Origin of the sequence: Streptomyces sp. NBC_01267, assembly GCF_036241575.1 — a bacterium.
In the GTDB taxonomy this organism is placed as follows: domain Bacteria; phylum Actinomycetota; class Actinomycetes; order Streptomycetales; family Streptomycetaceae; genus Streptomyces.
Genome location: NZ_CP108455.1, coordinates 5,776,918 through 5,800,507, shown reverse-complemented (window position 1 = coordinate 5,800,507; position 23,590 = coordinate 5,776,918). Strand labels below are relative to the sequence as shown.

Sequence of the window (23,590 nt, the reverse complement as noted above, 5' to 3'; positions counted from 1 at the left end):
AATGCGCCTCACCCGTACGGGTGAATTTCGTTGACGTCGAGCTTGAGGAAGGCACCGCCTGTGGGACGCCATCGTCGCTCTGCCGCCGTACCGGCGCCCGCCCCTGACCACCCGGCGGCCCCGGACAGCTCGCACCACGGCCGCGCGCGCCGCAAGGAGCGGAAGGCCACGCCCGTACGCGCCGGGCTGCTGGGGGTGTCGGCCGCCGTCGCGGTCGGCGCCGTGGCCATGGCATCAGGGCTGCTGCCCGGCGGGGACACCTACACGGTGGGCGGTTCCGGCGGCAGTGACCAGGTGCGCGCCGACGGGGTGCCGGACCTCCAGACGCAGGGCGGATCGTCCGCCACACCTACATCGGGCACCCCCTCCGCCCCGACCGGCTCGGCCTCCGCCCACGCGCCGTCGGCCGCTCCGTCGCCACGTAAGGAGAAGGCCTCCGGTTCGCCCTCGGATTCCCCCTCGGAGCGGACCGGCCCGAAGGCGAAGCAGAGCAGCGGGGCCGCGGCGCACAGCGCCGCCCCGACCCGTACCACCACTGCGACGCCCGAGCGTACGGAGTCCGCGCGGCCCCGGGCAGCGACCAGCTCCGAGAGCGCTGCGGCGGCAGCGGTGCTGAGCCTGGTCAACCAGCAGCGGGCGCAGGCCGGTTGCCGGCCCGTACAGGCCGACGGCGACCTCGCCGCGCTGGCCGGGGCCTTCAGCGACGACATGGCGGCGCGCGGCTTCTTCGACCACACCGACCCCGACGGCGCCACCCCCTGGGACCGGGCCGACAAGGCCGGGGTCACGGGTCTGGGCGGCGAGAACATAGCGAAGGGGCAGAGCGACGCCACCGCGGTGATGAACGCGTGGATGAACAGTCCGGGCCACCGCGCGAACATTCTCAACTGCGACTTCAAGACGCTGGGCGTCGGCGTGCACTTCGGGTCCGGCGGTCCCTGGTGGACCCAGGACTTCGGCTTCTAAGAATTCCGCAGGTCAGCGACCTATGAACTCTCGTGGGCCGTCTCGGGGCCGTCATTGGCGACCGGGGCGGCCCACACTGCGTCCACGGCTGCTCGCGTACGCGTCTGACTGGCCGGCATGAGGTGCGTGTAGGTCCGCAGCGTGAAGCCCGGATCGTGATGGCCGAGGTACTCGCTCAGGGCCTTGATGCTTTCCCCGGCGTCCAACAGCACGGATGCATAGAAGTGCCGTAGCGCGTGCATCCCGTTATCCCTCCCGTTGGCGATACCGGCAGCACGGAGACCAGGGCGCCACTGCCGGTCGTTGAAGCGATTCCGGTTCAGGGAAAAGCCCTCAGGGCTCCGGAAGATCAGAGAAGCGGTAACCGGCGGGCCGTCCAAAGACTTCCAGGGCAAGGTGACCTCCGCCGCCGGGTACTGCGTGAGGTGGCCGGCCAACGCGAAGGCGATGGACTCCGGCAGGGGAACCTCCCGCTCCTTGCCACCCTTGGGCGGTGCGAACACGGGCCGGTTGCGCAGAAGCTTCACCTGTCGGACCACATGCACGACACCGCCGAGGAAGTCGACATCCTCGACAGCCAGGCCGAACACCTCCCCCTGTCGAAGACCGCACCCGGCGGCGGGGTCGACAAGCGCCCGATACCGCTCAGGCAGGACAGCCCGCACAGCCTTGACCTGATCACCAGACCAAGGCTTGACCTTGCGCGGGTCGAGGCGGGGAGCCTTCACAGACCTTGCGCTGCATGGATTGGCCCGGATCACCCGGTCTTCGACAGCGGCCGTGAAGACGGTCGAGACGTGAGCGAAGATGCCGCGCCGATACGCAGGCGAGAGCCCCGCGTCCTCAAGGATCCGCATCCACAGTCGAATGTGTGTCGGGTTGAACGAACCGATGGGGCGCTTGCCGATGTGCGGGAGCGCGTGAAGACGCAACCGCATCTCGACAGACTCCCGAGTGGAGGGGTCGGTCATCTGCGTCTTCATCCACTTCGTGGCGTACTGCTCGAAAGTGGCCTTACCAGCCTCAGGAGCGATGTAGTCGCCACGGGACATGTCGGCCTCGATGTTCGCCAACCAGGTCTCAGCCTTGCGCTTCTGCTTGTCCGGGAAGCTCTTGGACTTCTCGCTGCCATCGGGACCGACGTAGCGGGCGCGGTAACGCAGACCGACTCCATGTCGTTCGGTCGCAACCTTGACCGTCTTGCCTTTCGGCCCCGGCTCGGTCTTATACCAGCGGTCTTGGATGTGTCCGGCCATCAGACAGCCTCCTTGTCCATCAGTGCGGCGACCCACACGCGGACGTCTTCGGGGTCGTAGCGGAGGTGCCGGCCGACGCGGAAGCCACGGGGCCCGGTGTCCTTGCGCCGCCACTGATAGACCGTCTCGACCGGAACGCCGAGGAGGTCAGCCAGATCGAGCGGTGTCAGGTAGCGATCGGGGAGCGGCCGCCTCATGCCCACACCTCCGGTCCGTCGACGTCTTCGAGTTCGGCGCGTGCTTCGCGGGCGGTCTCGCGGTTGGTGTGGATGTCGCGGTGGATGGTGGCGGCGAGCCAGGATTCGCCGGGGGTGTGGCCGTGTCCGGCGTAGGTCCAGTGGGCGAGGGTGAGTGTGGAGCCCTCCGGGGAGTCGTCCGAGTCGGGCAGGCCCCGTTCGCGGCGTTCCTGGCGGGCGCGGAAGTCGGCCCGGACCTGGCGCAGGGCGCCGAGGGTGGTCGAGTAGCGGCGGGACTTGGTGGAGAAGTGGCCGCGGAAGCCGAGCATGTGGGCCCACTGCCAGAGCTTGCGTTCGGGGTAGGCGTCGTCCAGGTCGAAGCACGCTTCGATCAGGCACCGGGCGTGGTCGGGGAGGTCGGTGAGCTTGTCGAGTTCGGCCAGCTCTCCGATGCGCCGGTCCACGGTGCCGGTCGTCTCGGCTGCCTTGGTGGCGTACTTCGCGACGTACGCGGCCACGGCCTGTTCGGTCAGGTCGTCGTTCGCGTTGTCCGAGCCGATCGGCCGTACGTCTACCTGAGCACCCCACCGCAGGGTCCGGGCCGGTTGCTCGCCCGAAGGTGGGACGGGCACGCTCACGCGGGCAGCAGCCGCCTGGATCGCGTCCGACAGCAGGCCGACGCTGGCCCAGGGCGGCGGGGTCGTGTCGGGGCCGTCGGGTCCGTCAAGTCGGACGATCGCGTGGAAGTGGACCGCGCCCCTTTTCTGGAACTCCGCGACCTTCCCGAAGGAGATCCGGCACTCCTTGGCCGAGGCTTTCTGGGAGAGGCCGGCGCGGGCGGCGACCTCCCGTCGGAGGTAGATGGTGAAGCGCCGCCACAGGTCTCCGGCGTGGTTGTTCCACAGCACCGCACCCGCGTAGTCGTACGTGGCCGGGTTCAGCGCCGAGCCCAGCAGCGGGGAGCCATCGGCGTGGTCGGTGCCGCATCGGCAGGCGCCCTTGGTGGGGCGGTTGTGGACCGGGCCGAACGACGGGGCGGTGAGGGTCGCGAAGACCTTGGGGTGCGTGCGCACGGTGACCGGGGTGCCCTTGTTCACGTCGCCGGTCAGTCCGGCGCGGATCAGGTGGAAGGTGTCTCCGGCGTAGGTCCAGGCGCAGGAGGGGCACCGGGAGGCGCGACGGTTGCCGCAGGCCACCCGCAGCCGTCCGCCGGGCTCGCCCTGGGTGCTGTAGGAGTAGAGCACCTGCCCCGACTTCGCGTCGCGGGTCGTGGTCATGCCCTCCAGGTGGATCGGGTCCGAGCAGCCACCGGTACGGCGAACCTGTTCCTGCCACCGGTCGAAGCCGGGGGCATTGGCGACGCGTAGGAGGTCGGCCAGGGTCAGGGGGTCGGTGCCCACGACCGCAGCAGTACCGGCCACGGCCGACGGCTCGACGGGGAAGACCGTCACTGGTCCTCCCTCGGGTAGCCGTGCCCGATCGGCGGGTAGAGCCCGCGCACCTTGGCGTCTTCCTCGGCGTAGTGGGCGTCATCGATCACGGTGAAGAACCGGGTGTAGGGGCGGACGTCATGAGCGTCGAGGTACATGCCGATCTGCTCGGTACGCCTCTCGTCCGCCCACTCAGCCGCGTGCAGGGCGTCATCGGGGAAGGCGGTCACACGCCCACCTCGTCCACGTCATCGCCGTAGGCGCGATACACCCGGAAAGTGTCGTCCCCGACGTAGCCGGAGACCGGCTCGTAGTCGCCCAGGCGGAAGGTCAGCATGGCGTTGGCCTGCTCCACACAGTCCAGCCGCGCACGGTCGGGGAAACGACCACGAAACCAGCGCCGCGCCGCTGCCGAGACCTGACCGGCCAGACGCAGAACCCTGTAGTGCTGCGCCTCCACACCGGAGCGGTACACGTCGTCGAAGCCGAGGCGGTCAACGCCCTGCATGACCCAGGCGATCACCTGCGGTGTGATGCCCCTCGACCAGGAGAAGCCCGTGGGCATGTCCGAGGCGTACAGCGCGACCGTCCGTTCAGCACCCGTCATCCGCAAGGTTGTGCGCAAGTCACGCTCAGCGGAGGTGTCCGGACTGGTACGCGCAGCTAAGAGTGTTGCATGCATGATGGAAGCTCCCTCAGGGGACGAGGGGCGGCACATCTGCTTGGCCGTAGGGTGCCGCCCCGACGTGACCAACCTGACTAGCTTGGTTGGCCATGTCCCAAGTTAGAGAGCATGGCTAGCCATGTCAACAACTTGGCTGACATGACTGTCCTAGTCCGCCTCCGGTCACCTACCATCGAGAAATGACCTACGTTCCCGACCCGTTGGATCCAGACGACGACCGACCGCCGTACGAGCAGGTGGCAAGCAGCCTGAGCGCCGCCATCCGCACCCGTCGAATCGCCCCCGGAGAGAAGCTCCCCTCCCACAAGGAGCTAACCGAGCTGTACGGCTTCGCGCGGGCCACGATCCAACGGGCCTTGCGGGACTTGGAGGACGAGGGCCTTGTCATCTCCCGAAAGGGCAGCGGGGTCTACGTCCGTAACCGCACCGAGCGTCCCTCTGGTCTTCGCCCGTATGTAGAGCAGGCGTTCAGCCGGGATGAGGTCACCATCGACTTCGCTGGGTTCTCCAGCGAAACCCTGCATGGTGCACTCCAAGAGCCACTGGACAAGATCCGAGTAGGCAGGCTGACGCCGCAGAGCATCACCATGCGGATACTCGTCCCGGACATGTCGGTGCCCCAGGCCGCGCCGGTCCGGATGACGGACGGCCAGGATGATCAGCGTCTCCGCGACCGTATGCGGGAGATCATGATCAGCTACACCCGCAGCATCCGTGACTCCGTCGCTGAGCTGAAGCACCTGGGCCTCGTCTCAGAAACCCGCATCCAGGTGCGCGTCCACAGCGGGACGCCCTTCTTCAAGCTGTACGTCATCAACGGCGAGGACGCCTTCTTCGGGTACTACCCGATCCGGCCCAACAAGGTCGTCGCCCAAGGCGAAACCATCGAGATCTACGACTTGGTGGGCAAGGACACTGTGCTGTTCCACCACTCCCTCAACGATGGTGCATCCTCCAGCGGCGCCCAACAGGTGCAGCAGGCTGGCATGTGGTTCGACAGCGTGTGGGGAACCATCGGAAGGGACTTCGATCTCGATGCCCACTGACCCTCTCAGCCAGGCGCTCATCGGAGCCCGTGTCCTGTTGTTCGACTTCGACGGGCCTCTCTGCGACGTGTTCGCCGGACTGCCGGCACCGCAAGTTGCCAGCGAGCTGGCGGGGCTGCTTTCGGCTGAAGATGGAGCTGCGGCGGCGAAGGCGATGGGAACGACCGACCCCATCGAGGTACTCAGCATTGCCCACGAGGCGGATGCAGCCTTGGGCCAGAGGATCGAGCAGGCCCTAACGGCAGCAGAGGTTCGGGCGGTTGAGGTTGCTGGAGCTCCGACGCCGGGTTCTGTGGCTGCGCTGCTGGCAGCTAGGAAGTCCAACCGAGGGATTGCGGTGGTGAGCAACAACTCTGCCCAATGTGTAAAGGCCTTCTTGGACCGTCATGGGTTGGGGGGATACGTCGCCGAGATCGTGGGCCGCCCATCCGAGCAGCCGCATCTCATGAAGCCGAACCCGTATCCGCTGATACACGCCGCTGAACTGATGCACGTAGACGTCTCTGTATGCGCTCTGATCGGTGACTCAGTGACTGACATCCAAGCTGCGCGAGCTGCTGGAGCCAGCGTGATCGGCTACGCCAACAAGCCCACCAAGGCCGAGACGTTCGCTTCTCTGGGTGCCAACGCCATCACCCATGAGATGCAGGCCATCGCGGACGCCCTCTCCGCCGAGCAGATCTCCTAGCCAGCGCGCAGGCCGGGTTACAGGTTTCTCTACCTCATCAAGGCACCCGGCTGCGCTCCGCTCCGCCGGGCGCGCTTCCCGGCTCTGGCCGCTCCCGCGCTCCTGCCTTCGGCCCGCTCGTCGCTGCCGCCGCCGACGCGCGCCCGCAGTGGATAGGCCCGGAGGGCATGAGACGAGAACCAAGCCCGCGGCTCAAGGACATGCCTCCGGCGGGGGCGCTCAGACTCCGGGATGGGAGGGGCGCCGTTCGCGGGTGCCGGCCGGAGCGTTGTGAGCGTTGTGGGGCTCCCATCCCGTCCGCCTTCGACCCAGGCAGAGCCGAGCAGTCGCGGCCCAGGGCGTCAAGGTCGTTCGTACAGTGGCGCGCTCCACCTTGACGCCCTGAACCACGCCCGCTCCACGGTGTGTGGGTCGAAGGCGGACGGGATGGGAGCTGAGGTGAGTGGTGGGTTTCGGAGCTGGGCTCGGCCTCTGAGACCCCGTCGACGCTGCACCCGGCAACCTCTGCCATTGAGGACACAAGCGACTGGACACCCCGCTAGTCTCCCAAGAATGACGACCGCGAATGGGTGGGGGGCCGCCCCCTTACCACCGATGTTGATCGAGTGTCCTCGCTGCGACGGGCACACACTGAGCACCCAGCGAGGAACTTATACGCTGGCGCCCGAGGGCGATGAGGGGTTCGAGCCTCTGCTCTACACACTTGTGTCGTGCGACGGGTGCCGAAACCCTCAGCTACTCATGCAGATGTCAGAGATGGTGGCTGGTGGCCACTGGGGCTGGACAAGCCCGACGCAGGAATGGCCTAGCAGTGCTACAGGACCGCTGAGCCCGAGCATCCCCCTACCGATAGCCCGCGAAATGCGCGAGGCTCGGGCCTGCTTCAGCGCCAAGTTGTACACCGCCACTGCCGTTATGGTCCGACGCACTCTTGAGGGCATGTGCTTCGACCAGGGAACAGGCAAGAAGGCGCTTTTTGCTGCGCTGGGTGAGCTGCGTGACGCAAAAAAGATCGAGGGGCGTCTCTTCGACTGGGCGCAAGCACTGCGCGTGCTCGGCAACCAAGGAGCCCACTTCAGCAAGGAAGCATTGGGCCGGGAGGACGCCCAGGACGCTCTAGAACTCGCCGAAGCGCTTCTTGACTACATCTACGTCTTCACCGCCAAGTACGACGAATTCCAGCAGCGTCGCACAAAGGCTTCGGAGGATAAGTCTTCCAGCTAGGTATGACGGTGCGGGCCGTCTGTGGGCCGTCCGCGGCCGCACAGCGATGACCAACGTTGACACCCATCGACACCCCAGCCGCAGGTCACAGCATTGATCGTCAAGAAGTCCGCAGGCTGCGAACCCGCACCGTCACTTCTTCGGCTTCTGAACCGCGGCGCGGTACCGCAGTAGGCTGGCCGTATGGAAAGCACGGTTCGCGACGACAGCGCCGCCGACCTGCCGTTCGACGTGTTCGCCAGAGCGTGCCCTTCGCGCGGCACCCTGGAGAACGTCACGGGCCGCTGGGGCAGCCTGACGGTCGGCGCCCTGCACGAGCACCCCTTGCGCTTCAACGAGCTGCGCCGGCGCGTCGACGGCATCAGCGAGAAGATGCTCTCCCGGACGCTGCACGCGCTGGAACGTGACGGCCTCGTGCACCGCGAGGCGCAGCCGACCAATCCGCCCCGCGTCGACTACGAACTCACGGCCCTGGGCCACGATGTCGCGGAGCGGCTGCTCGGGCTGATCGAGCTCGTCGAGGGGCGGATGGACGAAGTACTCACAGCACGCGGGCGGTACGACTCGGCGCACGGCGATCCGCAGGAGCGCGCGTAGCGTTCCGGGGCCCGAAGCTCACTCACTGGATTCCAGCAGGTCGGAGCCTTCTAGCCGGAGCCTTCTAGAGCGAGCCGGCCGGTGGGCGCTGGCAGCGCGGGCAGAAGTAGCTCGACCGGTTCATCCAGGGGCGGCGGCGCATGGCGGTGCCACAGCGGCGGCATGGTTCGTCCTCGCGCCCGTAGGCGTCCAGCGACCGTTCGAAGTAGCCCGATTCACCGTTCACGTTGACGTAGAGGCTGTCGAAGCTGGTGCCGCCGACAGCGAGCGCCTCGTTCATCACATCCCGTACGTGACCGAGGAGTTCCGCGGTGCGCGGGCGGGTGAGGGTGGCGGTGGGGCGCTCGTAGTGCAGGCGCGAGCGCCAGAGCGCCTCGTCCGCGTAGATGTTGCCCACCCCGCTGATCAGCGACTGGTCGAGCAGAGCGCGTTTGATGGTGGTACGGCGCAGGCGCAGCGCCGTGTGGAACGCGGCGTCGTCGAACTTCTCGTCCAGCGGATCGCGGGCGATGTGCGCGATGACGTCCGGCAGCCCGTCCGCGGTGTTGGGGTGCAGGGAGAGCCCGCCGAACGTGCGCTGGTCGACGAAGCGCAGCTCGGTGCCCAGGGTGTCGTCGAACCGGATACGGATCCGCAGATGCTTCTCGTCGGTGGCGTCCTCGGGCTGCACGAGGAGCTGTCCGCTCATCCCGAGATGGCCGAGGACCGAGGAGTCGGTGTCCGCCAGCGGCAGCCAGAGGTACTTCCCCCGTCGGCTCGCCACCCCGAACCGATGGCCCCGCAGCGCCGCCGCGAAGTCCTCGCCGCCCGCGGTGTGACGGCGTACGGCACGAGGGTGCAGCACCTGCACCTCGGCGACGGTACGGTCGGTGACCCAGCGCTCCAGCCCGCGCCGGACGACTTCCACCTCGGGCAACTCGGGCACGACTGATCCTCCGAAGGTCTGGCCGGTCAACGCGACGATGGCCGGTGCATGCGGAACCGCCCGCCCCCGTGAGGGGACGGGCGGGGAAAGAACCGGCGTCAGGCCGAAGCCGTACCGGCGGCAGGGGCCGAAGAGGTGTCGGCGTCCTCTTCGGGGGCGTCGGCAGCGGTCCTGGCCGCCACCGCACGCTCTTCCGCCGCGGCGCTGATCTCACGCCACGCGGATTCCGCCGCCTGCTGTTCCGCTTCCTTCTTGCTGCGGCCGGTGCCGGTGCCGTACGAGACACCACCGACGCGAGCAGCAGCGGTGAAGGTCTTCTCGTGGTCCGGACCGGTCTCACTGACCAGGTACTCCGGAACCCCGAGACCTTCGCTTGCGGTGAGTTCCTGAAGACTGGTCTTCCAGTCCAGGCCCGCGCCGAGGTTGGAGGACAACTCGATGAGGGGGTCGAAAAGCCGGTGCACCAGCTCCGATGCCGCTTCGAGGCCCTGATCGAGATAGACGGCGCCGATCACCGCTTCCAGGGTGTCGGCGAGAATGGACGCCTTGTCCCGCCCGCCCGTGCCTTCTTCACCGCGGCCGAGCCGGATGAAGAGACCGAGTTCGAGCCCACGGCTGACCCCTGCGAGCGCACGCGAGTTGACCACCGCGGCCCGGAGTTTGGCCAGCTGGCCCTCCGGGAGATCGGGGTGGGTGCGATAGAGCGTGTCCGTGACCACCAGGCCGAGCACGGAGTCCCCGAGGAACTCCAGTCGCTCGTTGGTGGGCAGACCGCCGTTCTCGTACGCGTACGAACGGTGGGTCAGCGCACGCACCAGAAGGGCGGACTCGAGTGTGTACCCGAGCCGCCCTTCCAGAAGCGTGTGGGACGAGGCATTGTCCGTCTTGTTGACGTCAGACATTGCGCCTCTCACCAGCCGCTCAGACCTCGAGGACCTGGCGCTTGTTGTAGGTGCCGCAGCTCGGGCACGCGATGTGCTGGAGCTTCGGCTCCTGGCAACGCTCACACGTAACCAGGGTGGGGACCGCAGCCTTCCACTGCGACCGGCGGTGGCGCGTGTTGCTGCGCGACATCTTCCGCTTCGGAACAGCCACGGCTACTTCTCCTGCTTCTCGTCGACGCCAGGCTCGGCGCCGTCAACGTTGTCCTTCTCGTCGACCTGGCCGGTCCCGACGAGTCCCTGCAGCGCCGCCCAACGTGCGTCGACGGCGTCATGGTGGTGACCGGGTTCGTCGTCCAGCCTGATTCCGCATTCGGAACACAGGCCGGCGCAATCCTCCCGGCACACCGGCTGCATCGGCAGTGCGAGCACCACCGCATCACGCAGCACGGGTTCGAGGTCGAACAAGCCGTCCTCAAGTGGGGTGATTTCCTCGTCCTCGTCGTCGGCACTGTCAGCCGGGTCCGCCTTCTTGCTGCGGCCCCGGTCGTCGGCTTCGGGGTACGAGAACATCTCCTGGAAATCCGCTTCGAGCTCTCGCTCCAGCGGCTCCAGACACCTTACGCACTCCCCCTTGGCGGATGAACGGGCGGTGCCTGTGACAAGCACCCCGTCCATGACCGACTCAAGGCGGAGCTGGATTTCGACCGGAGCGCCCTCGGGCACTCCGATGACCCCTTCGATACCGAAATCCTTGGGGGCTGCGACCGAGCGGGTGAGCCGCTGGAGCGCACCGGGACGCCGACCCAGCTCGTGTGTGTCGAACACGAGGGGGTTGCGGTGGTCGAGGCGGGCGTTCAGGGCTCTTCCTGCTTTCGGATCGCTGAAGAATAGGGCGCCGCCACGTCGGAAACCGTCCGGAGACCATCGGAACGGGCAGCACGGATCGCGGAGATACGGGCGACCGAAGAGCCAGGATACTGGACCGGCCGCCATAGACCCAATCGGCCCCTTCGGGACCGGAAAGCTCCTAGCGTCCCTGTTCGTACTCGCGGAGCTGATCGAGGTTGATCATGCTCGTGTCGAAGAGGCTGGTCTCGTCGAGGGCGCTCTGCTGCGGGGCCTGCTGCGGGAGCTGCTGCGGCTGGATCTGCTCGGGCTGCTGGTACGCGTAGGGGTCCTGCTGCTGGGGCTGCTGATAGCCGTACGGGTCCTGCTGGTATCCGTACTGCTGCTGGTACGCGTAGGGGTCCTGCTGCTGGGGCTGCTGGGGCTGCTGGGGCTGCTGGGGCTGCTGATAGCCGTACGGGTCGTACGTCTGCTGGGCCGGGACTTCGGTCTGCCGCTGCGGAAGGGCCTCCGGCTGCGCCTGGGCCGCCAGCGGCGCGGGCATCGACGCGGGCTGCTGAGCCGGAACGGCCGGCTGCGGCTCGGCCAGGTCCGACAGGAAGTCCGCGTCGCTGCTGTGCCGGTGGCCCATCTCGTCCTGCTCGGCCATGTGCACACCGAGCTCGTCGGAGGCGACCCGGCCGTGCAGCTTCTGCCGGCCGCGCCCCACCGCTTCGAGCGTCTTGGCCAGTACGGCCTCGAAGGCGCCCAGCTTGGTGTCGACGTACTCGTCGGCCCGCTCCCTGAGCGTCTCCGGGTCGTGACTGCGCTCCGGGGCCTCCGGGTCCTCGTACCCCTGTTCGTCCAGACCCGGGCCGCGGCCGAGCAGCTTCTCGCGCCCGCGGTCGACGGAGCCGATGGTCTTGGTGAGGACGACCTCGAAGTTCGCCAGCTTGGAGTCGACGTAGTCGTCGGCCTCGGCGCGGATCTCCTCGGCGTCCCGGCGGGCCTCCGCGAGGACGCGGTCGGCCTCGTCCTGGGACTGCCGGGCGACCTCCGTGTCGGAGATCAGGGAGCCGCGATGGGCATGGGCCGCCTCGATGATCCGGTCGGCCTCGATACGGGCCTCCTCGACCATCTGCTCGCGGCCGCCGATCAGTTCCTGTGCCTGCGCCAGGGACCCCGGCAGGGCCTCGCGCATCTCTTCGAGCATCGCCAGCAACTCGGCGCGGTTGACCACGCAGGAGGCCGACATGGGCATGGACCTGGCGCTGCCGACCGTGTCGACGATCTCGTCGAGTTTCTTCTGCACGTCCACCGTGTGCTCGCCACCTGTTCTTCCGGCCTGGAGACGGACGGGGACGACTGTACGGCCAGTCGGCGCCCGCCCGACACCGGGTGACGCATGGTCAGTTCATCGCTTCTCGCCGAGGCGCTGCACCAGGGCCTCGTGGACGAGCGACGGCAGCAGGTGCGAGACGTCTCCGCCCCAGGTCGCGACCTCTTTGACCAGACTGGACGAGAGGAAGCTGTAGGTGGGATTGGTGGGGACGAACAGCGTCTCGACACCGGAGAGCCCGTTGTTCATCTGGGCCATCTGAAGCTCGTAGTCGAAGTCGCTGACGGCACGCAGCCCCTTCACGATGGCCGGGATGTCGCGCTGCTTGCAGAAGTCGACGAGCAAGCCGTGGAAGGACTCGACCTCGACGTTCCCGAGATCGGCGGTCACCTCACGGATCAGCTCGATCCGCTCGTCGATGGAGAACAGACCCTGCTTCGACTGGTTGATCATCACGGCCACATGTACGACGTCGTACAGCTTCGACGCTCGGGCGATGATGTCGAGGTGTCCATTGGTGATGGGGTCGAACGACCCCGGACAGACGGCGCGGCGCAACTGAAGTCCCTCGTTCCCGGGTCCGGTCATCGTGCGTCTTCGCACGTAAAGGCGGCGCGACCGTACCAAAGCGTGCCCTCGCCGTAGCGACGGGCCCGCAAAGGCTCAAAACCCTTGGGCCACTTGAATTCTCCGCCTCGTGTGCTCCGTTCCACCGTGACGAGGGCATCGCCGCTGAGCCACCCCTGGGCACGGAGTGTGAGCAGGATCTCGCGAAGATCGCCATCGGTCACGGCGTACGGGGGATCGAGGAAAATCACGTCGTACGGGGCTTCGGGCGCCGGTCCCGTCACGATCTGCTCCGCTTTGCCCGTCCGTACCTCCGCCCCGGGGAGACCCAGGGTGCGTACGTTGTCACGGACGGTCGCCGCGGCCCGGACGTCGGCCTCGACCAGTAGGGCGTGCACCGCGCCGCGGGAGAGCGCCTCCAGACCGACGGCGCCGGATCCCGCGTACAGATCGGCGATCCGGGTCCCCTCCAGGGTGCCGAGGAGCGCTTCCCAGGTCGAGAAGAGCCCTTCGCGCGCGCGGTCGGATGTGGGGCGGGTGCCGTTGCCCGGCGGAACGGCGAGGCGGCGCCCGCCGGCCGTACCGGCGATCACGCGGGTCATCTCAGTCCTTCTCGGTGAGCGGAGTCAGTCCTGGTCGGGCTCCTGTCCCGTCAGTCTCTCAGCCCTTGTCGAGATACTGCTCGCGGTCCTGGTCGAGGAGGGCGTCCAGCGCGGTCCTCAGCTCGGGCAGGTTCGTCAGCTCGGGGTCGGCGGCGACGACCCTGGCGGCCTCCTCACGGGCCGCGGCGATGACTTCCTCGTCCTCGATGACGGCGAGCATCCGCAGCGAGGACCGCACACCGGACTGCGCCTGGCCCAGCACGTCGCCCTCACGGCGCTGTTCGAGGTCGATGCGGGAGAGCTCGAAGCCGTCGAGCGTGGCGGCCACCGCGCTGAGTCTGGCCCGGGAGGGGCCGGCCTCGTGGGCCTCGCTCACCAGCAGACAGAGACCGGGTGCCGAGCCGCGGCCCACCCGGCCGCGCAGCTGGTGCAGCTGGGATACGCCGAACCGGTCAGCGTCCATGATCACCATGGCGGTGGCATTGGGGACGTTGACGCCGACCTCGATGACGGTCGTGGCGACCAGCACGTCCACCTCCCCCGCGGCGAAACGGCGCATCACGCCGTCCTTGTCGTCGGGCGCCATCCGGCCGTGCAGCATCTCGATGCGCAGCCCCTTCAGCGGGCCCCCGGAAAGCTGTCCGGCGATGTCCACCACGGCGAGCGGCGGCCGTTTGTCCGCCTCCGGCTCGTCCCCGGCGGCCCGCTTCTTGTTCTTCGGCTCGTCCTCGCCGTCCCCGATGCGCGGGCACACGATGTAGGCCTGGTGTCCGTTCTCCACCTCTTCGCGCACCCGCTCCCAGGCGCGGGCCAGGAAGTGCGGCTTGTCCTTGGCCGGTACGACGTGGGTGGCGATCGGCGAGCGGCCCGCCGGAAGCTGGTCGAGGACCGAGGTCTCCAGGTCGCCGAACACCGTCATCGCGACCGTGCGGGGAATGGGCGTCGCCGTCATGACGAGCAGGTGCGGCGGCTGCTTGCCCTTGCCGCGCAGGGCGTCGCGCTGCTCCACCCCGAACCGGTGCTGCTCGTCGACGACCACCAGGCCCAGGTCGTGGAACTGCACCTTGTCCTCGATCAGCGCGTGCGTCCCGATGACGAGCCCGGCCTCGCCGGTGACCAGGTCGAGCAGCGCCCTGCGGCGGGCGGGCACCCCCATGGAGCCGGTCAGCAGGACCACCTTGGTGGACTCCTCGGCGCCGCCCAGTGTCCCGCCCTCGGCCAGCTCGCCCATCATCTCGGTGATGGACCGGTGGTGCTGCTGCGCGAGCACTTCGGTGGGCGCGAGCATCGCGGCCTGACCGCCCGCGTCGACCACCGCGAGCATGGCCCGCAGCGCGACCATCGTCTTCCCGGAACCGACCTCGCCCTGGAGCAGGCGGTGCATCGGATGCTCGGCCGCGAGCTCGCCGAAGATCTCCGCGCTGACCTTCTGCTGCCCTTCGGTGAGGGTGAACGGCAGCTTGGCGTCGAAGGCGTCGAGCAGCCCGCCCGGTACGGGTTTCCTTGCCACGGCGGGCAGTTGGGTCTCGGCGTGCCGTCGTCTGGCGAGCGCGACCTGGAGGACGAATGCCTCGTCCCACTTCAGCCGGTCCCGTGCCACGGCGACATCGGCCCTGGACTGCGGGCGGTGGACCTTCAGCAGCGCTTCGGGCAGCGTGGTCAGCCCCCGTCCGTCGCGCAGCGCGGGCGGCAGCGGATCGGCGGCCTCCCGGGCGCTGGGCAGCACCGCGGAGACCGCTTTGGCGATCTTCCAGGACTCCAGGCCCTTGCAGGCGGGGTAGATGGGGATCAGTTCGTTCGCCCAGGCCTCCACGGCGTCCGCGTCGGTGTCGTCGTCCAGCAGCTCGTACGTGGGGTGGGCGAGCTGGAGCTTCTGGTTGAACTTGGAGACCTTGCCCGCGAACATCGCACGACGGCCGGGAAGCAACTCCTTGTGCGGCTTGTGGATGCCCTTGCCGAAGAAGACGAGCTGGAGACGGCCACTCCCGTCGGTGATGTTCACCTCCAGACGCTTTCCCCTGCCCTGGTTGAAGGTCAGCACCCGGGCGTCGGCGACCTGCGCGAAGACGGTGACGTGTTCGTCCAGGGGCAGTTCGGCGAGCGGGGTCAGCTCGCCGCGCTCCGCGTATCTGCGGGGGTAGTGGTGCAGGAGGTCGCCGACCGTGTGCAGGTCGAGGTGCTCGGCCATCACCTTCGCGGTGGGGGCTCCGAGCGTGTTCTTGAGTGGTTCGTCGAGCGCGGGCACAAGGTCCATTGCACACCATGGGTGTGACAGCGGGTGGTTCCCGGCGCGGGGTGCGGGGACGGGGGGTGCGGGGGCGGGGCGGCGGGCCGGGCTCCGTGCCGTTCCGCCCACTGCGCCTACTCCACGCCGATGAGCAGCGGCGCCGCCTGCACGCCGCCGTCGTAGACCACCGTGTCGACCGCCAGGTGCCCGCCCCGTACGAACGCCTCCAGCCGGTCGGCGACAGCCACCGGCACCCCGTCGCCCAGTACCAGCGTGACCAGTTCGCCGCCTGCGGACAGCATCCGGTGCAGCACCGTCTCCGCCGTCGTGGCCAGGTCCGCCCCGATCACGGCGACATCGCCGTCGATCAGGCCCAGTACGTCGCCCGCCTGGCAGATCCCCGCGCTCGTCCAGGACTGCCGCTCGGCGACGGCCAGTTCGGCGTAGCGGGTGGCGCCCGCCGCGGCCGTCATGGCGACCACGTCCTCGTCGAAGCGGCGTTCGGGCTCGTGCACGGCCAGGGCCGCGACTCCCTGGACAGCCGCCCGGGTGGGGACGAGCGCCACCCGTACGCCCTCCGCCCTGACCTGTTCCGCCGCCGCGGCGGCCGTGTGCCGCAGCGCCGCGTCGTTGGGCAGCAGGACGACCTCCCGGGCGTGTGCGCGCCGGATCGCGTCGACCAGTTCGCCGCTCGCGGGCGGCTCCCCGGGGCGGGCGAGCACCGTGGTCGCGCCCGCCTCCCGGCACAGCCCTGCCAGGCCTTCGCCGGGCACGACCGCGACGACCGCGCGCTGTACCTGTTCGCGCTCGGGTGTTCCGGCGGAGCCGAAGTGGGTGATGCGGATCCGGTAGGGGCGTCCTGCGTCGACCCCGGCCTCCACGGCCGCCCCCGCGTCGTTCACGTGCACATGGACGTTCCAGAGACCGTCGCCGCCGACGACGACGAGTGAGTCACCGAGCGCGTCGAGCCGGGTACGGAGCCGGGCCACCGCGTCGTCCGCCGCCTCCAGGAGGTAGATCACCTCGAAGGCCGGTCCGCCGTCGGCCGGGCAGTCCTCGGTGAAGTGGGGTGGCAGGACCGGCGCGGCCCGCCGCCGCTCGGCCACCGGGGCCTCGCCGGAGAACGCCCCGGCCAGCGCGGCGAGCACATCGACCAGGCCGCGCCCGCCCGCGTCCACCACGCCCGCACGCCCGAGCACGGCCAGTTGTCCGGGGGTCGCGTCCAGTGCCGCGCGCGCCCCCGCGTGGGCCGCGCGCGCGACCGCCGTACAGCCGCCTCCCGAGCCACCGGCCACGACGGCCGCCTCGGCCGCTGCCGTGGCCACCGTCAGGACGGTGCCCTCCACGGGGTGGGCGACCGCCTGGTACGCCGATTCGGCCGCCCGGCGAAGTGCGGCGCTCAGCAGTTGTGAGTGATCATCGTCACCTGCCGGAGTACCGAGGACCTCGGCCATGCCGCGCAGCAACTGGGCCAGGATCGTCCCCGAGTTGCCCCGGGCGCCGATGAGCGCGCCGTGCGCCATGGCCCCCATCGCGTCGGCCAGCGCGGGAGCGGATGCGCCGTCCACGGTCCCGTGCGCGGTGAAGACCGCTTCCACCGCCTGAGCAGCGGATTCCACGGTCAGGTACAGGTTGGTGCCGGTGTCCCCGTCCGCGACCGGATAGACGTTGATCGCGTCGATCTCCTCGCGGTCCCTGCCCAGCGCTTCGAGCGCCAGTGAGCACCAGGTGCGGACCACGACGGCGTCCATCTCGTCGGGCAGCTGCGGCACCTGGAGCCTCCTTGAGCAGCGGGGTTGCACCGCAGGGTAGACCCGGGTCCGGGAGAGGCTGCCGGGAAGGGAGCGGTGCGGGTCATGGTAGTTTCGTTCTACCGACGCAGTCGTTGTATGCTGCTTCGGTTGCCCGATGAGAATCGGGCCATTCCCCCGGTACCGCCACTTCAGTTAATGATTCCGGCGCGCCGGAATTCACTGTAAGTGCATCTGAAGTCTTTGGAGTGACCCGTGGCTGCCAACTGCGACGTCTGCGGCAAGGGGCCGGGCTTCGGCAATAGTATTTCGCACTCGCACCGCCGTACGCCGCGTCGCTGGAATCCCAACATCCAGCGCGTGCGTGCCGTGGTCGGTCGGACGCCGAAGCGGCTCAACGTCTGCACATCGTGCATCAAGGCCGGCAAGGTCTCGCGCTAACGCCGACGGTTCGTCGTTGCGCAGCCCCTTGCGGTTGCCTTGAAAAGCCGGTCCACCTCGGTGGACCGGCTTTTCTCATGCCCGCACGCTGTCTCATGCCCGCACGGCGTCTCCTGCCCGCACGCCGTCTACGCGGAGCGCAGCCGCCAGCCGTGGTCCACCGGGCCGATGCCGGCCCCCAGCGGGAAGCCGGCCGCGATGGCACCCGTGACGTACTCCTTGGCCGCGACGACCGCGTCGGGTACGGCACGGCCGTGCGCCAGATACGAGGCGACCGCCGAGGCCAGCGTGCACCCGGTGCCGTGCGTATGGCGGTTGTCGTAGCGGGGCGCCCGCAGCCAGTGCTCCTCGCCGCCGTCCGTCAGCAGATCGACCGCGTCGCCCGCGAGATGGCCGCCCTTGATCAGCACCCACTTCGGGCCGCGGGCCAGTACGGCCGCCGCCGCCCGTGGCAGGTCCGCCTCCGACTCCACCCGTACGCCGGTGAGCTGGGTCACTTCGTCCAGGTTGGGCGTCGCGACCGTCGCCGTGGGCAGCAGCTCGGTCCGTACGGATTCGAGCGCCTCCGCCGCGAGCAGCGGATCCCCGTGCTTGGAGATCCCCACCGGATCGACGACCACCGGGGCGTCCGTCCCGGACAGCAGCGCGGCGACCGTCTCGACGAGTTCGGCGGACGACAGCATTCCGGTCTTCACCGCCTGCACGCCGATGTCGTCGACCACGGCCCGGTACTGGGCGCGTACGGCGTCTGCGGGCAGCTCCCACGCCCCGTGCACACCCAGCGAGTTCTGTGCGGTGACCGCGGTGAGCACGCTCATCCCGTGCACGCCCAGCGCCAGCATCGTCTTCAGGTCGGCCTGGATACCCGCACCGCCGCCGGAGTCCGATCCGGCGACGGTGAGGACCAGCGGTGGCGCCGTCACGAGGGGTCGTCCCCGAAGTGGTCCCAGCCGCCCTTGCTGGTCCACGGCGCTCCGTCGACCGTCACATGGGGCAGCGCCGACGGGTTGAGCACCTCGCCGATCACCTTCCAGCGGGCGGGCAGCTTCACGTCCGGCGGGAAGGTCGCCACGATCGCGTGGTCCTCTCCCCCGGTGAGCACCCACTGGAGCGGGTCGACACCGACCGCCTGGCCGATGTCGCTCATCTGGGTCGGGACATCGATCAGCCCGGCCCGCAGGTCGATCCGGACCTTGCTGGCCTCGGCGATGTGACCGAGGTCGGCGACCAGCCCGTCGCTGACGTCGGTCATCGCGGTGGCGCCGAGTCCGGCAGCCGCGGGGCCCGCGTGGTACGGCGGTTCGGGGCGACGGTGCGCCTCGACGAAGGCGCGCGGCGAGCGGAATCCGCGGGAGAGCACCGCGTAACCGGCGGCCGACCAGCCCAACCACCCGGTGACGGCGACGACATCGCCGGGCATGGCTCCGGATCTGGTGACCGGCTCGTGGTTGCGGAGGTCGCCGAGGGCGGTGATGGAGACGGTGATGGTCTCGCCGCGTACGACGTCACCGCCGACCACGGCCGCGCCGGCCACCTGGCACTCGTCGCGGATGCCGTCCATCAGCTCGGTCGGCCAGGTGACCGGGAGTTCGGCGGGCACCACCAGGCCCAGCAGAATCGCGGTGGGCACCGCGCCCATGGCCGCGATGTCCGCCAGGTTCTGCGCGGCGGCCTTGCGGCCCACGTCGTACGCCGTGGACCAGTCCCGGCGGAAATGCCGCCCTTCGAGCAGGATGTCCGTGCTGGCGACCACCCGCCGGTCGGGTGCGGCCACGACCGCGGCGTCGTCGCCCGGTCCCAGCCGTACCGCCGGCGTGGTCGTGAGCCGGGAGGTGAGCTCTCTGATCAGCCCGAACTCCCCGAGCTCCCCCACAGTGCCCTTCATCGCCCCTCGCCTCTCATCGTGATCCCGGACATCAGGTCCGGCCTGCTTGTCGGCTTTTTCCCGCCGGGGCCCCGGGCGCGGTCCCGGCAGGGGACGGCGTCCCCGTGCGGACAGCGCATCGCCGTACCCCTTCGGCCCCGGTCCACTCGCGGTCGCGGGCCGTCACTGCTGTAGGTACCGTCAATCGGGTACGTCAACCCTGTATCCCATACGCCCCGAACGCGTGGCACTGCCGGGCGCGCAGGTCTCCCCGCTGCCCGGAACGACGCGATACCGTGGCGTCCCTTTATCCCCCACATGATCCTCGTGGCCGCCTTGGAGGTTCCGTGGTACAGGCGTACATCCTCATCCAGACCGAAGTGGGCAAGGCGACCGCCGTCGCCGAGCTCGTCGGCAAGATCCCCGGGGTGATCCAGGCCGAGGACGTGACCGGCCCCTACGACGTGATCGTCCGGGCGCAGTCCGACACGGTCGACGAACTCGGCCGCATGGTGGTCGCCAAGGTCCAGCAAGTGGACGGCATCACACGAACCCTGACCTGCCCGGTCGTGCACATCTAGCCCCCGTCTACGCTGGGCCGGTGACGTCTTCCCGCCATCGGCTCCTGACGCTTTCCGCCCTGGCCCTGCTGCTGGCTGCCGCGGGCTGCTCATCGACGGACGACGCGACATCGGTCGCGGTTCCCGAGCCGCCCGCGGACCAGGTCGAGCTGTGCAAGGCACTCGACAAGGAGCTGCCGAAGACCGTCGCGGGGCAGAACCGCTCCGAGCTGGCGCCGAAGTCCGAACTGACCGCGGGATGGGGGGATGCGGCGATCGTACTGCGCTGCGGTGTCCCGCGCCCCGACGAGATGGACGATCCGCAGGCCAAGGCGGTCGAGGCGGACGGGGTCAACTGGATGCTGGAACAGCGGGCCGACGGCCCGCGGTTCACGACCACCTACCGCAAGGCCTACGTCGAGGTGACCCTGGGGCAGAAGTACGCCCATGACGTCACCCCGCTCTCCGACTTCGCGAGCGCCATCAAGAAGACGGATCCGTCCAGCCTCTAGAACCTGTCCCGGACCGCCGGGCCCCGCCGGACCGGACGGCCCGGCGGCAAGCCCTGCTCAGCGCAGCCCTGTCGAGCGGTCGAGCGCGGCCTGGATCAGCCGGTCCACCAGCTCCTGGTAGCTGACGCCGCTCTCCTGCCACATCCGCGGGTACATGGAGATCGGGGTGAACCCCGGCATCGTGTTGATCTCGTTGATGACGAACCCGCCGTCCTCGGTGAGGAAGAAGTCGGCGCGCACCAGGCCCTCGCAGGAGACCGCGTCGAACGCCTCGACCGCGAGCCGCTGCACCTCGGCGGTCTGCTCGGCGGTCAGCGGCGCGGGCACCAGACCGGCCGCGGACTCCCCGGGGATGTACTTCGCCTCGAAGTCGTAGAAGTCGTGCGCGGTGACCGGCGGGATCTCGGCGGGCACGCTGGCCCGCGGTCCGTCCGGGAACTCCAGCACCCCGCACTCGATCTCACGGCCGCGCAGCAGCGACTCGACGAGCACCTTCGGGTCGTGGCGCTGCGCCTCCTCGACGGCGTCGTCCAGGCCCGCCAACGAGTCGACCTTGGTGATGCCCATCGAGGAACCGCCCCGGGCGGGCTTCACGAAGAGCGGCCAGCCGTGCTCACCGGCGAAGTCCACGATCTTCTTGCGGGCAGCGGCGGGGTCCCGGCTCCACTCGCGGGGCCGGATCACCTCGTACGGGCCGACCGGCAGCCCGAAGGAGATGAACACCCGCTTCATGTACTCCTTGTCCTGGCCGACGGCGGAGGCGAGCACGCCCGCGCCGACGTAGGGCACACCGGAGAGTTCCAGCAGACCCTGCAGGGTGCCGTCCTCGCCATACGGACCGTGCAGTACCGGGAAGACCACGTCGACGTCGCCCAGCGCCTTGGGCACCGAGCCCGGCTCGCTGTAGACGACCTCACGGTTGCCGGGGTCGACGGAGAGCACCACGCCGCCCTCGATGGGCTCGGCGATCTCGGCCACCGTCGGCAGGGTGCGGTCGGTGATGGCCATCCGGTCGGGATCGTCCGCGGTCAGCGCCCAGCGGCCGTCCGTCGTGATGCCGATGGGCAGCACGTCGTACTTCGTACGGTCGATGGCGCGCAGCACCGCGCCCGCGGTGACCACCGAGATGGCGTGTTCGGAGCTGCGCCCGCCGAAGACGACCGCCACACGCGGCTTACGACGCTGCTGCTCAAGGCTCTGGGAGGAGTTCTCGCTGCTCATATCGCGTTGAGGGTACCTGCTGGTACGTGCCGAGTTCAGCGTCGCTCGGCCTTGGCGCTGCGCGACATCAGTTCCTTCAGCGCGACGACCGGCGCCTTCCCGTTGTGGACGATGTCCACAACGGTTTCCGTGAGCGGCATTTCGACCTCGTGTCGCCGGGCCAGATCCGCCACCGACTCACAGGACTTGACGCCTTCGGCCGTCTGGCTGGTGGCCGCGATGGCCTCTTGGAGCGTCATGCCACGGCCGAGGTTGGTGCCGAAGGTGTGGTTGCGCGAGAGCGGTGACGAACAGGTGGCGACCAGATCGCCCAGGCCCGCGAGGCCGGAGAAGGTCAGCGGGTCCGCGCCCATCGCCAGCCCGAGCCGGGTGGTCTCGGCCAGGCCGCGGGTGATCAGCGATCCCTTGGCGTTGTCGCCCAGGCCCATGCCGTCGGCGATCCCGACGGCGAGGCCGATCACGTTCTTGACGGCGCCGCCGAGTTCACAGCCGACGACGTCGGTGTTGGTGTACGGACGGAAGTACGACGTGTGACAGGCGGCCTGGATGCGCCGGGCCACCGCTTCGTCCTGGCAGGCGACCACGGCGGCGGCGGGCATGCGGCCGGCGACCTCCCGGGCGAGGTTGGGCCCGGTGAGTACGGCGACACGCTCTGCGGGGACCTTGGCGACCTCCTCGATCACCTCGCTCATCCGCTTGGCCGTGCCGAGTTCGACGCCCTTCATCAGCGAGACGAGGACGGTGCCGGGGTGCAGCAGGTGCGCCCAGTCCGTGAGGTTGGCGCGCAGCGTCTGCGAGGGCACGGTGAGCACCGTGAACTCGGCGTCGCGGGCGGCCTCCGCGGGGTCCGTGGTGGCCCGTACCGTCGCGGGGAGTTCGATCCCCGGCAGGTAGTCGGGGTTGGTCCGGGTGGTGTTGATGGCGTCGACGAGACCGGCGCGACGCCCCCAGAGGGTCACGTCACAGCCCGCGTCGGCCAGGACGACGGCGAAGGCCGTGCCCCAGGATCCACTGCCGAAGACGGCTACTCGCGTCACTTGGTGCCCTCTCCTGCGGCCTTGCGCCGCGCTGTTGCGCGGGCCTTGCGGTGGTCGTACGGTTCGGCGGGCGCCTTCTCCCCGCGCAGCTCCTCCAACAGGGCGGTGACAGCGGCCATGATGGTCTCGGTCGCCTCCCGGAGCACCTCGGGGGTGGGTTCCACGCCGTCGAACCGGCTGAGGTCGACCGGCGGTCCGGCCTTCACCTCCAGCGTCTTGCGCGGGAAGAAGCGGACCTTCTTCTCGGTGGCGTACGGCGGCATGGCCAGGTTGGCGCCCCACTGGGCCACCGGAATGACCGGCGCCCTGGTGAGCAGCGCGGCCCGCGCCACCCCGTTCTTCGCGGTCATCGGCCACTGGCCGGGGTCGCGGGTGAGGGTGCCCTCGGGGTAGAAGGCGACGCACTCACCACGCTGCACGGCGTCCACAGCGGCCCGGAAAGCACCGAAGGCGTTGGAGGACTCGCGGTAGACCGGGATCTGCCCGGTACCGCGCAGCAGCATCCCGACCACCGGGACCTTGAACAGCGCCGCCTTCGCCAGGAAGCGGGGCACCTTGCCCGTGTTGTACTGGAAGTGACCGTAGGAGAACATGTCGAGATACGAGTTGTGATTGACCGCGGTGATAAAGCCGCCGTCCTCCGGCATGTGCTCCATTCCGCTCCAGTCCCGCTTGAACAGAACCAGCAACGGCGGTTTAGCAATGACCGCCGCGAGGCGGTACCAGAAGCCGATTCTGCGGCGGGACACCCGGACACCTTCCACTAG

At 69.2% G+C, this 23,590-nt stretch carries 27 protein-coding genes; 8 read left to right on the top strand and 19 right to left on the bottom strand.

What is annotated here, in order from left to right; genetic code table 11:
* Positions 1–60: 60 nt before the first annotated feature.
* On the top strand, positions 61–966 hold the full coding sequence (locus tag OG709_RS26585; protein WP_329167819.1) for a CAP domain-containing protein: 906 nt from the start codon (positions 61–63) through the stop codon (positions 964–966).
* A gap of 20 nt (positions 967–986) precedes the next feature.
* Here the strand turns inward: OG709_RS26585 and OG709_RS26580 are convergent, their stop codons facing one another.
* The 5 genes from OG709_RS26580 to OG709_RS26560 are packed head-to-tail and all read right to left on the bottom strand — an operon-like array spanning position 987 to position 4,510.
* Entirely contained in the window at positions 987–2,222 is a 1,236-nt protein-coding gene (locus OG709_RS26580; protein WP_329167818.1) for a tyrosine-type recombinase/integrase, read from the bottom strand.
* Positions 2,222–2,419 carry a helix-turn-helix transcriptional regulator gene (locus tag OG709_RS26575; protein ID WP_329167816.1) on the bottom strand — a complete coding sequence of 66 codons (198 nt, stop codon included), beginning with the start codon at positions 2,417–2,419 and terminating at the stop codon, positions 2,222–2,224. Before OG709_RS26575 ends, OG709_RS26580 begins: the two co-directional genes overlap by 1 nt.
* Positions 2,416–3,849 carry a replication initiator protein RepSA gene (repSA, locus tag OG709_RS26570; protein ID WP_443068552.1) on the bottom strand — a complete coding sequence of 478 codons (1,434 nt, stop codon included), beginning with the start codon at positions 3,847–3,849 and terminating at the stop codon, positions 2,416–2,418. The genes OG709_RS26575 and repSA overlap by 4 nt, the downstream gene beginning before the upstream one ends.
* On the bottom strand, positions 3,846–4,058 hold the full coding sequence (locus OG709_RS26565; RefSeq protein ID WP_329167814.1) for a hypothetical protein: 213 nt from the start codon (positions 4,056–4,058) through the stop codon (positions 3,846–3,848). The genes repSA and OG709_RS26565 overlap by 4 nt, the downstream gene beginning before the upstream one ends.
* Positions 4,055–4,510 carry a hypothetical protein gene (locus OG709_RS26560; RefSeq protein WP_329167812.1) on the bottom strand — a complete coding sequence of 152 codons (456 nt, stop codon included), beginning with the start codon at positions 4,508–4,510 and terminating at the stop codon, positions 4,055–4,057. The genes OG709_RS26565 and OG709_RS26560 overlap by 4 nt, the downstream gene beginning before the upstream one ends.
* Before the next feature lie 182 nt (positions 4,511–4,692).
* Between OG709_RS26560 and OG709_RS26555 the strand changes: the two genes are divergently transcribed.
* The 4 genes from OG709_RS26555 to OG709_RS26540 all read left to right on the top strand — a co-directional run bounded on the left by OG709_RS26555 (position 4,693) and on the right by OG709_RS26540 (position 8,068).
* Positions 4,693–5,559, top strand: a complete 867-nt coding sequence (locus OG709_RS26555; protein WP_329167810.1) for a winged helix-turn-helix domain-containing protein — start codon at positions 4,693–4,695, stop codon at positions 5,557–5,559.
* Positions 5,549–6,247 (top strand): HAD family hydrolase, encoded by a 699-nt coding sequence (locus tag OG709_RS26550; RefSeq protein WP_329167808.1) that lies wholly within the window; start codon positions 5,549–5,551, stop codon positions 6,245–6,247. Before OG709_RS26555 ends, OG709_RS26550 begins: the two co-directional genes overlap by 11 nt.
* A gap of 231 nt (positions 6,248–6,478) precedes the next feature.
* Positions 6,479–7,471 carry a DUF4145 domain-containing protein gene (locus tag OG709_RS26545; protein WP_329167806.1) on the top strand — a complete coding sequence of 331 codons (993 nt, stop codon included), beginning with the start codon at positions 6,479–6,481 and terminating at the stop codon, positions 7,469–7,471.
* Positions 7,472–7,654: 183 nt separating this feature from the next.
* Positions 7,655–8,068 carry a winged helix-turn-helix transcriptional regulator gene (locus OG709_RS26540; RefSeq protein WP_250297557.1) on the top strand — a complete coding sequence of 138 codons (414 nt, stop codon included), beginning with the start codon at positions 7,655–7,657 and terminating at the stop codon, positions 8,066–8,068.
* A gap of 64 nt (positions 8,069–8,132) precedes the next feature.
* On the opposite strand, the gene mutM is transcribed toward OG709_RS26540, so the two are convergent.
* The 9 genes from mutM to OG709_RS26495 all read right to left on the bottom strand — a co-directional run bounded on the left by mutM (position 8,133) and on the right by OG709_RS26495 (position 17,209).
* Positions 8,133–8,993: a bifunctional DNA-formamidopyrimidine glycosylase/DNA-(apurinic or apyrimidinic site) lyase gene (gene mutM / locus OG709_RS26535; protein ID WP_250297558.1), complete on the bottom strand. Its 861-nt coding sequence runs from the start codon at positions 8,991–8,993 to the stop codon at positions 8,133–8,135.
* A gap of 98 nt (positions 8,994–9,091) precedes the next feature.
* Positions 9,092–9,895, bottom strand: coding sequence for a ribonuclease III (gene rnc / locus OG709_RS26530; RefSeq protein WP_250297559.1), 804 nt, complete (start codon positions 9,893–9,895; stop codon positions 9,092–9,094).
* Between the two features lie 19 nt (positions 9,896–9,914).
* The gene (gene rpmF, locus OG709_RS26525) at positions 9,915–10,088 is read right to left on the bottom strand and encodes a 50S ribosomal protein L32 (protein ID WP_250297561.1); all 174 of its coding nucleotides are present in this window, start codon (positions 10,086–10,088) and stop codon (positions 9,915–9,917) included.
* A 2-nt stretch (positions 10,089–10,090) separates the two neighbouring features.
* Positions 10,091–10,735 carry a YceD family protein gene (locus OG709_RS26520; protein ID WP_250297612.1) on the bottom strand — a complete coding sequence of 215 codons (645 nt, stop codon included), beginning with the start codon at positions 10,733–10,735 and terminating at the stop codon, positions 10,091–10,093.
* A gap of 169 nt (positions 10,736–10,904) precedes the next feature.
* Positions 10,905–12,020, bottom strand: a complete 1,116-nt coding sequence (locus tag OG709_RS26515; RefSeq protein ID WP_329167803.1) for a cell division initiation protein — start codon at positions 12,018–12,020, stop codon at positions 10,905–10,907.
* 96 nt (positions 12,021–12,116) lie between these two features.
* Positions 12,117–12,599, bottom strand: a complete 483-nt coding sequence (coaD, locus tag OG709_RS26510) for a pantetheine-phosphate adenylyltransferase (protein ID WP_326695557.1) — start codon at positions 12,597–12,599, stop codon at positions 12,117–12,119.
* 26 nt (positions 12,600–12,625) lie between these two features.
* Positions 12,626–13,210, bottom strand: a complete 585-nt coding sequence (gene rsmD, locus OG709_RS26505; RefSeq protein ID WP_250297564.1) for a 16S rRNA (guanine(966)-N(2))-methyltransferase RsmD — start codon at positions 13,208–13,210, stop codon at positions 12,626–12,628.
* Between the two features lie 58 nt (positions 13,211–13,268).
* Positions 13,269–15,464 carry an ATP-dependent DNA helicase RecG gene (gene recG, locus OG709_RS26500; RefSeq protein ID WP_266640563.1) on the bottom strand — a complete coding sequence of 732 codons (2,196 nt, stop codon included), beginning with the start codon at positions 15,462–15,464 and terminating at the stop codon, positions 13,269–13,271.
* 107 nt (positions 15,465–15,571) lie between these two features.
* Positions 15,572–17,209 (bottom strand): DAK2 domain-containing protein, encoded by a 1,638-nt coding sequence (locus OG709_RS26495; RefSeq protein ID WP_329167799.1) that lies wholly within the window; start codon positions 17,207–17,209, stop codon positions 15,572–15,574.
* 234 nt (positions 17,210–17,443) lie between these two features.
* Between OG709_RS26495 and rpmB the strand changes: the two genes are divergently transcribed.
* Positions 17,444–17,629, top strand: coding sequence for a 50S ribosomal protein L28 (rpmB, locus tag OG709_RS26490; RefSeq protein WP_028426177.1), 186 nt, complete (start codon positions 17,444–17,446; stop codon positions 17,627–17,629).
* A gap of 128 nt (positions 17,630–17,757) precedes the next feature.
* Here the strand turns inward: rpmB and thiD are convergent, their stop codons facing one another.
* Together thiD and OG709_RS26480 are read right to left on the bottom strand one after the other, a co-directional pair.
* Positions 17,758–18,579: a bifunctional hydroxymethylpyrimidine kinase/phosphomethylpyrimidine kinase gene (thiD, locus tag OG709_RS26485; RefSeq protein ID WP_405688565.1), complete on the bottom strand. Its 822-nt coding sequence runs from the start codon at positions 18,577–18,579 to the stop codon at positions 17,758–17,760.
* Positions 18,549–19,514, bottom strand: a complete 966-nt coding sequence (locus OG709_RS26480; protein WP_250297569.1) for a thiamine-phosphate kinase — start codon at positions 19,512–19,514, stop codon at positions 18,549–18,551. The genes thiD and OG709_RS26480 overlap by 31 nt, the downstream gene beginning before the upstream one ends.
* 326 nt (positions 19,515–19,840) lie before the next feature.
* Between OG709_RS26480 and OG709_RS26475 the strand changes: the two genes are divergently transcribed.
* Entirely contained in the window at positions 19,841–20,074 is a 234-nt protein-coding gene (locus OG709_RS26475; RefSeq protein ID WP_250297571.1) for an Lrp/AsnC family transcriptional regulator, read from the top strand.
* 20 nt (positions 20,075–20,094) lie between these two features.
* Positions 20,095–20,565 carry a DUF3515 domain-containing protein gene (locus OG709_RS26470; protein WP_266640567.1) on the top strand — a complete coding sequence of 157 codons (471 nt, stop codon included), beginning with the start codon at positions 20,095–20,097 and terminating at the stop codon, positions 20,563–20,565.
* Positions 20,566–20,622: 57 nt separating this feature from the next.
* On the opposite strand, the gene OG709_RS26465 is transcribed toward OG709_RS26470, so the two are convergent.
* The 3 genes from OG709_RS26465 to OG709_RS26455 are packed head-to-tail and all read right to left on the bottom strand — an operon-like array spanning position 20,623 to position 23,572.
* Positions 20,623–21,786 (bottom strand): D-alanine--D-alanine ligase family protein, encoded by a 1,164-nt coding sequence (locus OG709_RS26465; RefSeq protein ID WP_250297573.1) that lies wholly within the window; start codon positions 21,784–21,786, stop codon positions 20,623–20,625.
* 35 nt (positions 21,787–21,821) lie between these two features.
* Positions 21,822–22,823: an NAD(P)H-dependent glycerol-3-phosphate dehydrogenase gene (locus tag OG709_RS26460; protein ID WP_266640568.1), complete on the bottom strand. Its 1,002-nt coding sequence runs from the start codon at positions 22,821–22,823 to the stop codon at positions 21,822–21,824.
* A complete protein-coding gene (locus tag OG709_RS26455; protein ID WP_250297577.1) occupies positions 22,820–23,572 on the bottom strand; it encodes a lysophospholipid acyltransferase family protein in 753 nt (250 codons plus the stop codon). Before OG709_RS26455 ends, OG709_RS26460 begins: the two co-directional genes overlap by 4 nt.
* Positions 23,573–23,590 lie beyond the last annotated feature (18 nt).

Bases quoted from the DNA above. Each gene is read 5' to 3' on its own strand.
- OG709_RS26580 (WP_329167818.1), bottom strand. From the start codon at position 2,222: ATGGCCGGACACATCCAAGACCGCTGGTATAAGACCGAGCCGGGGCCG.
- OG709_RS26575 (WP_329167816.1), bottom strand. From the start codon at position 2,419: ATGAGGCGGCCGCTCCCCGATCGCTACCTGACACCGCTCGATCTGGCT.
- OG709_RS26560 (WP_329167812.1), bottom strand. From the start codon at position 4,510: ATGCATGCAACACTCTTAGCTGCGCGTACCAGTCCGGACACCTCCGCT.
- OG709_RS26555 (WP_329167810.1), top strand. From the start codon at position 4,693: ATGACCTACGTTCCCGACCCGTTGGATCCAGACGACGACCGACCGCCG.
- OG709_RS26550 (WP_329167808.1), top strand. From the start codon at position 5,549: ATGCCCACTGACCCTCTCAGCCAGGCGCTCATCGGAGCCCGTGTCCTG.
- OG709_RS26545 (WP_329167806.1), top strand. From the start codon at position 6,479: ATGGGAGGGGCGCCGTTCGCGGGTGCCGGCCGGAGCGTTGTGAGCGTT.
- OG709_RS26540 (WP_250297557.1), top strand. From the start codon at position 7,655: ATGGAAAGCACGGTTCGCGACGACAGCGCCGCCGACCTGCCGTTCGAC.
- rnc (WP_250297559.1), bottom strand. From the start codon at position 9,895: ATGTCTGACGTCAACAAGACGGACAATGCCTCGTCCCACACGCTTCTG.
- rsmD (WP_250297564.1), bottom strand. From the start codon at position 13,210: ATGACCCGCGTGATCGCCGGTACGGCCGGCGGGCGCCGCCTCGCCGTT.
- recG (WP_266640563.1), bottom strand. From the start codon at position 15,464: ATGGACCTTGTGCCCGCGCTCGACGAACCACTCAAGAACACGCTCGGA.
- OG709_RS26480 (WP_250297569.1), bottom strand. From the start codon at position 19,514: ATGAAGGGCACTGTGGGGGAGCTCGGGGAGTTCGGGCTGATCAGAGAG.
- OG709_RS26465 (WP_250297573.1), bottom strand. From the start codon at position 21,786: ATGAGCAGCGAGAACTCCTCCCAGAGCCTTGAGCAGCAGCGTCGTAAG.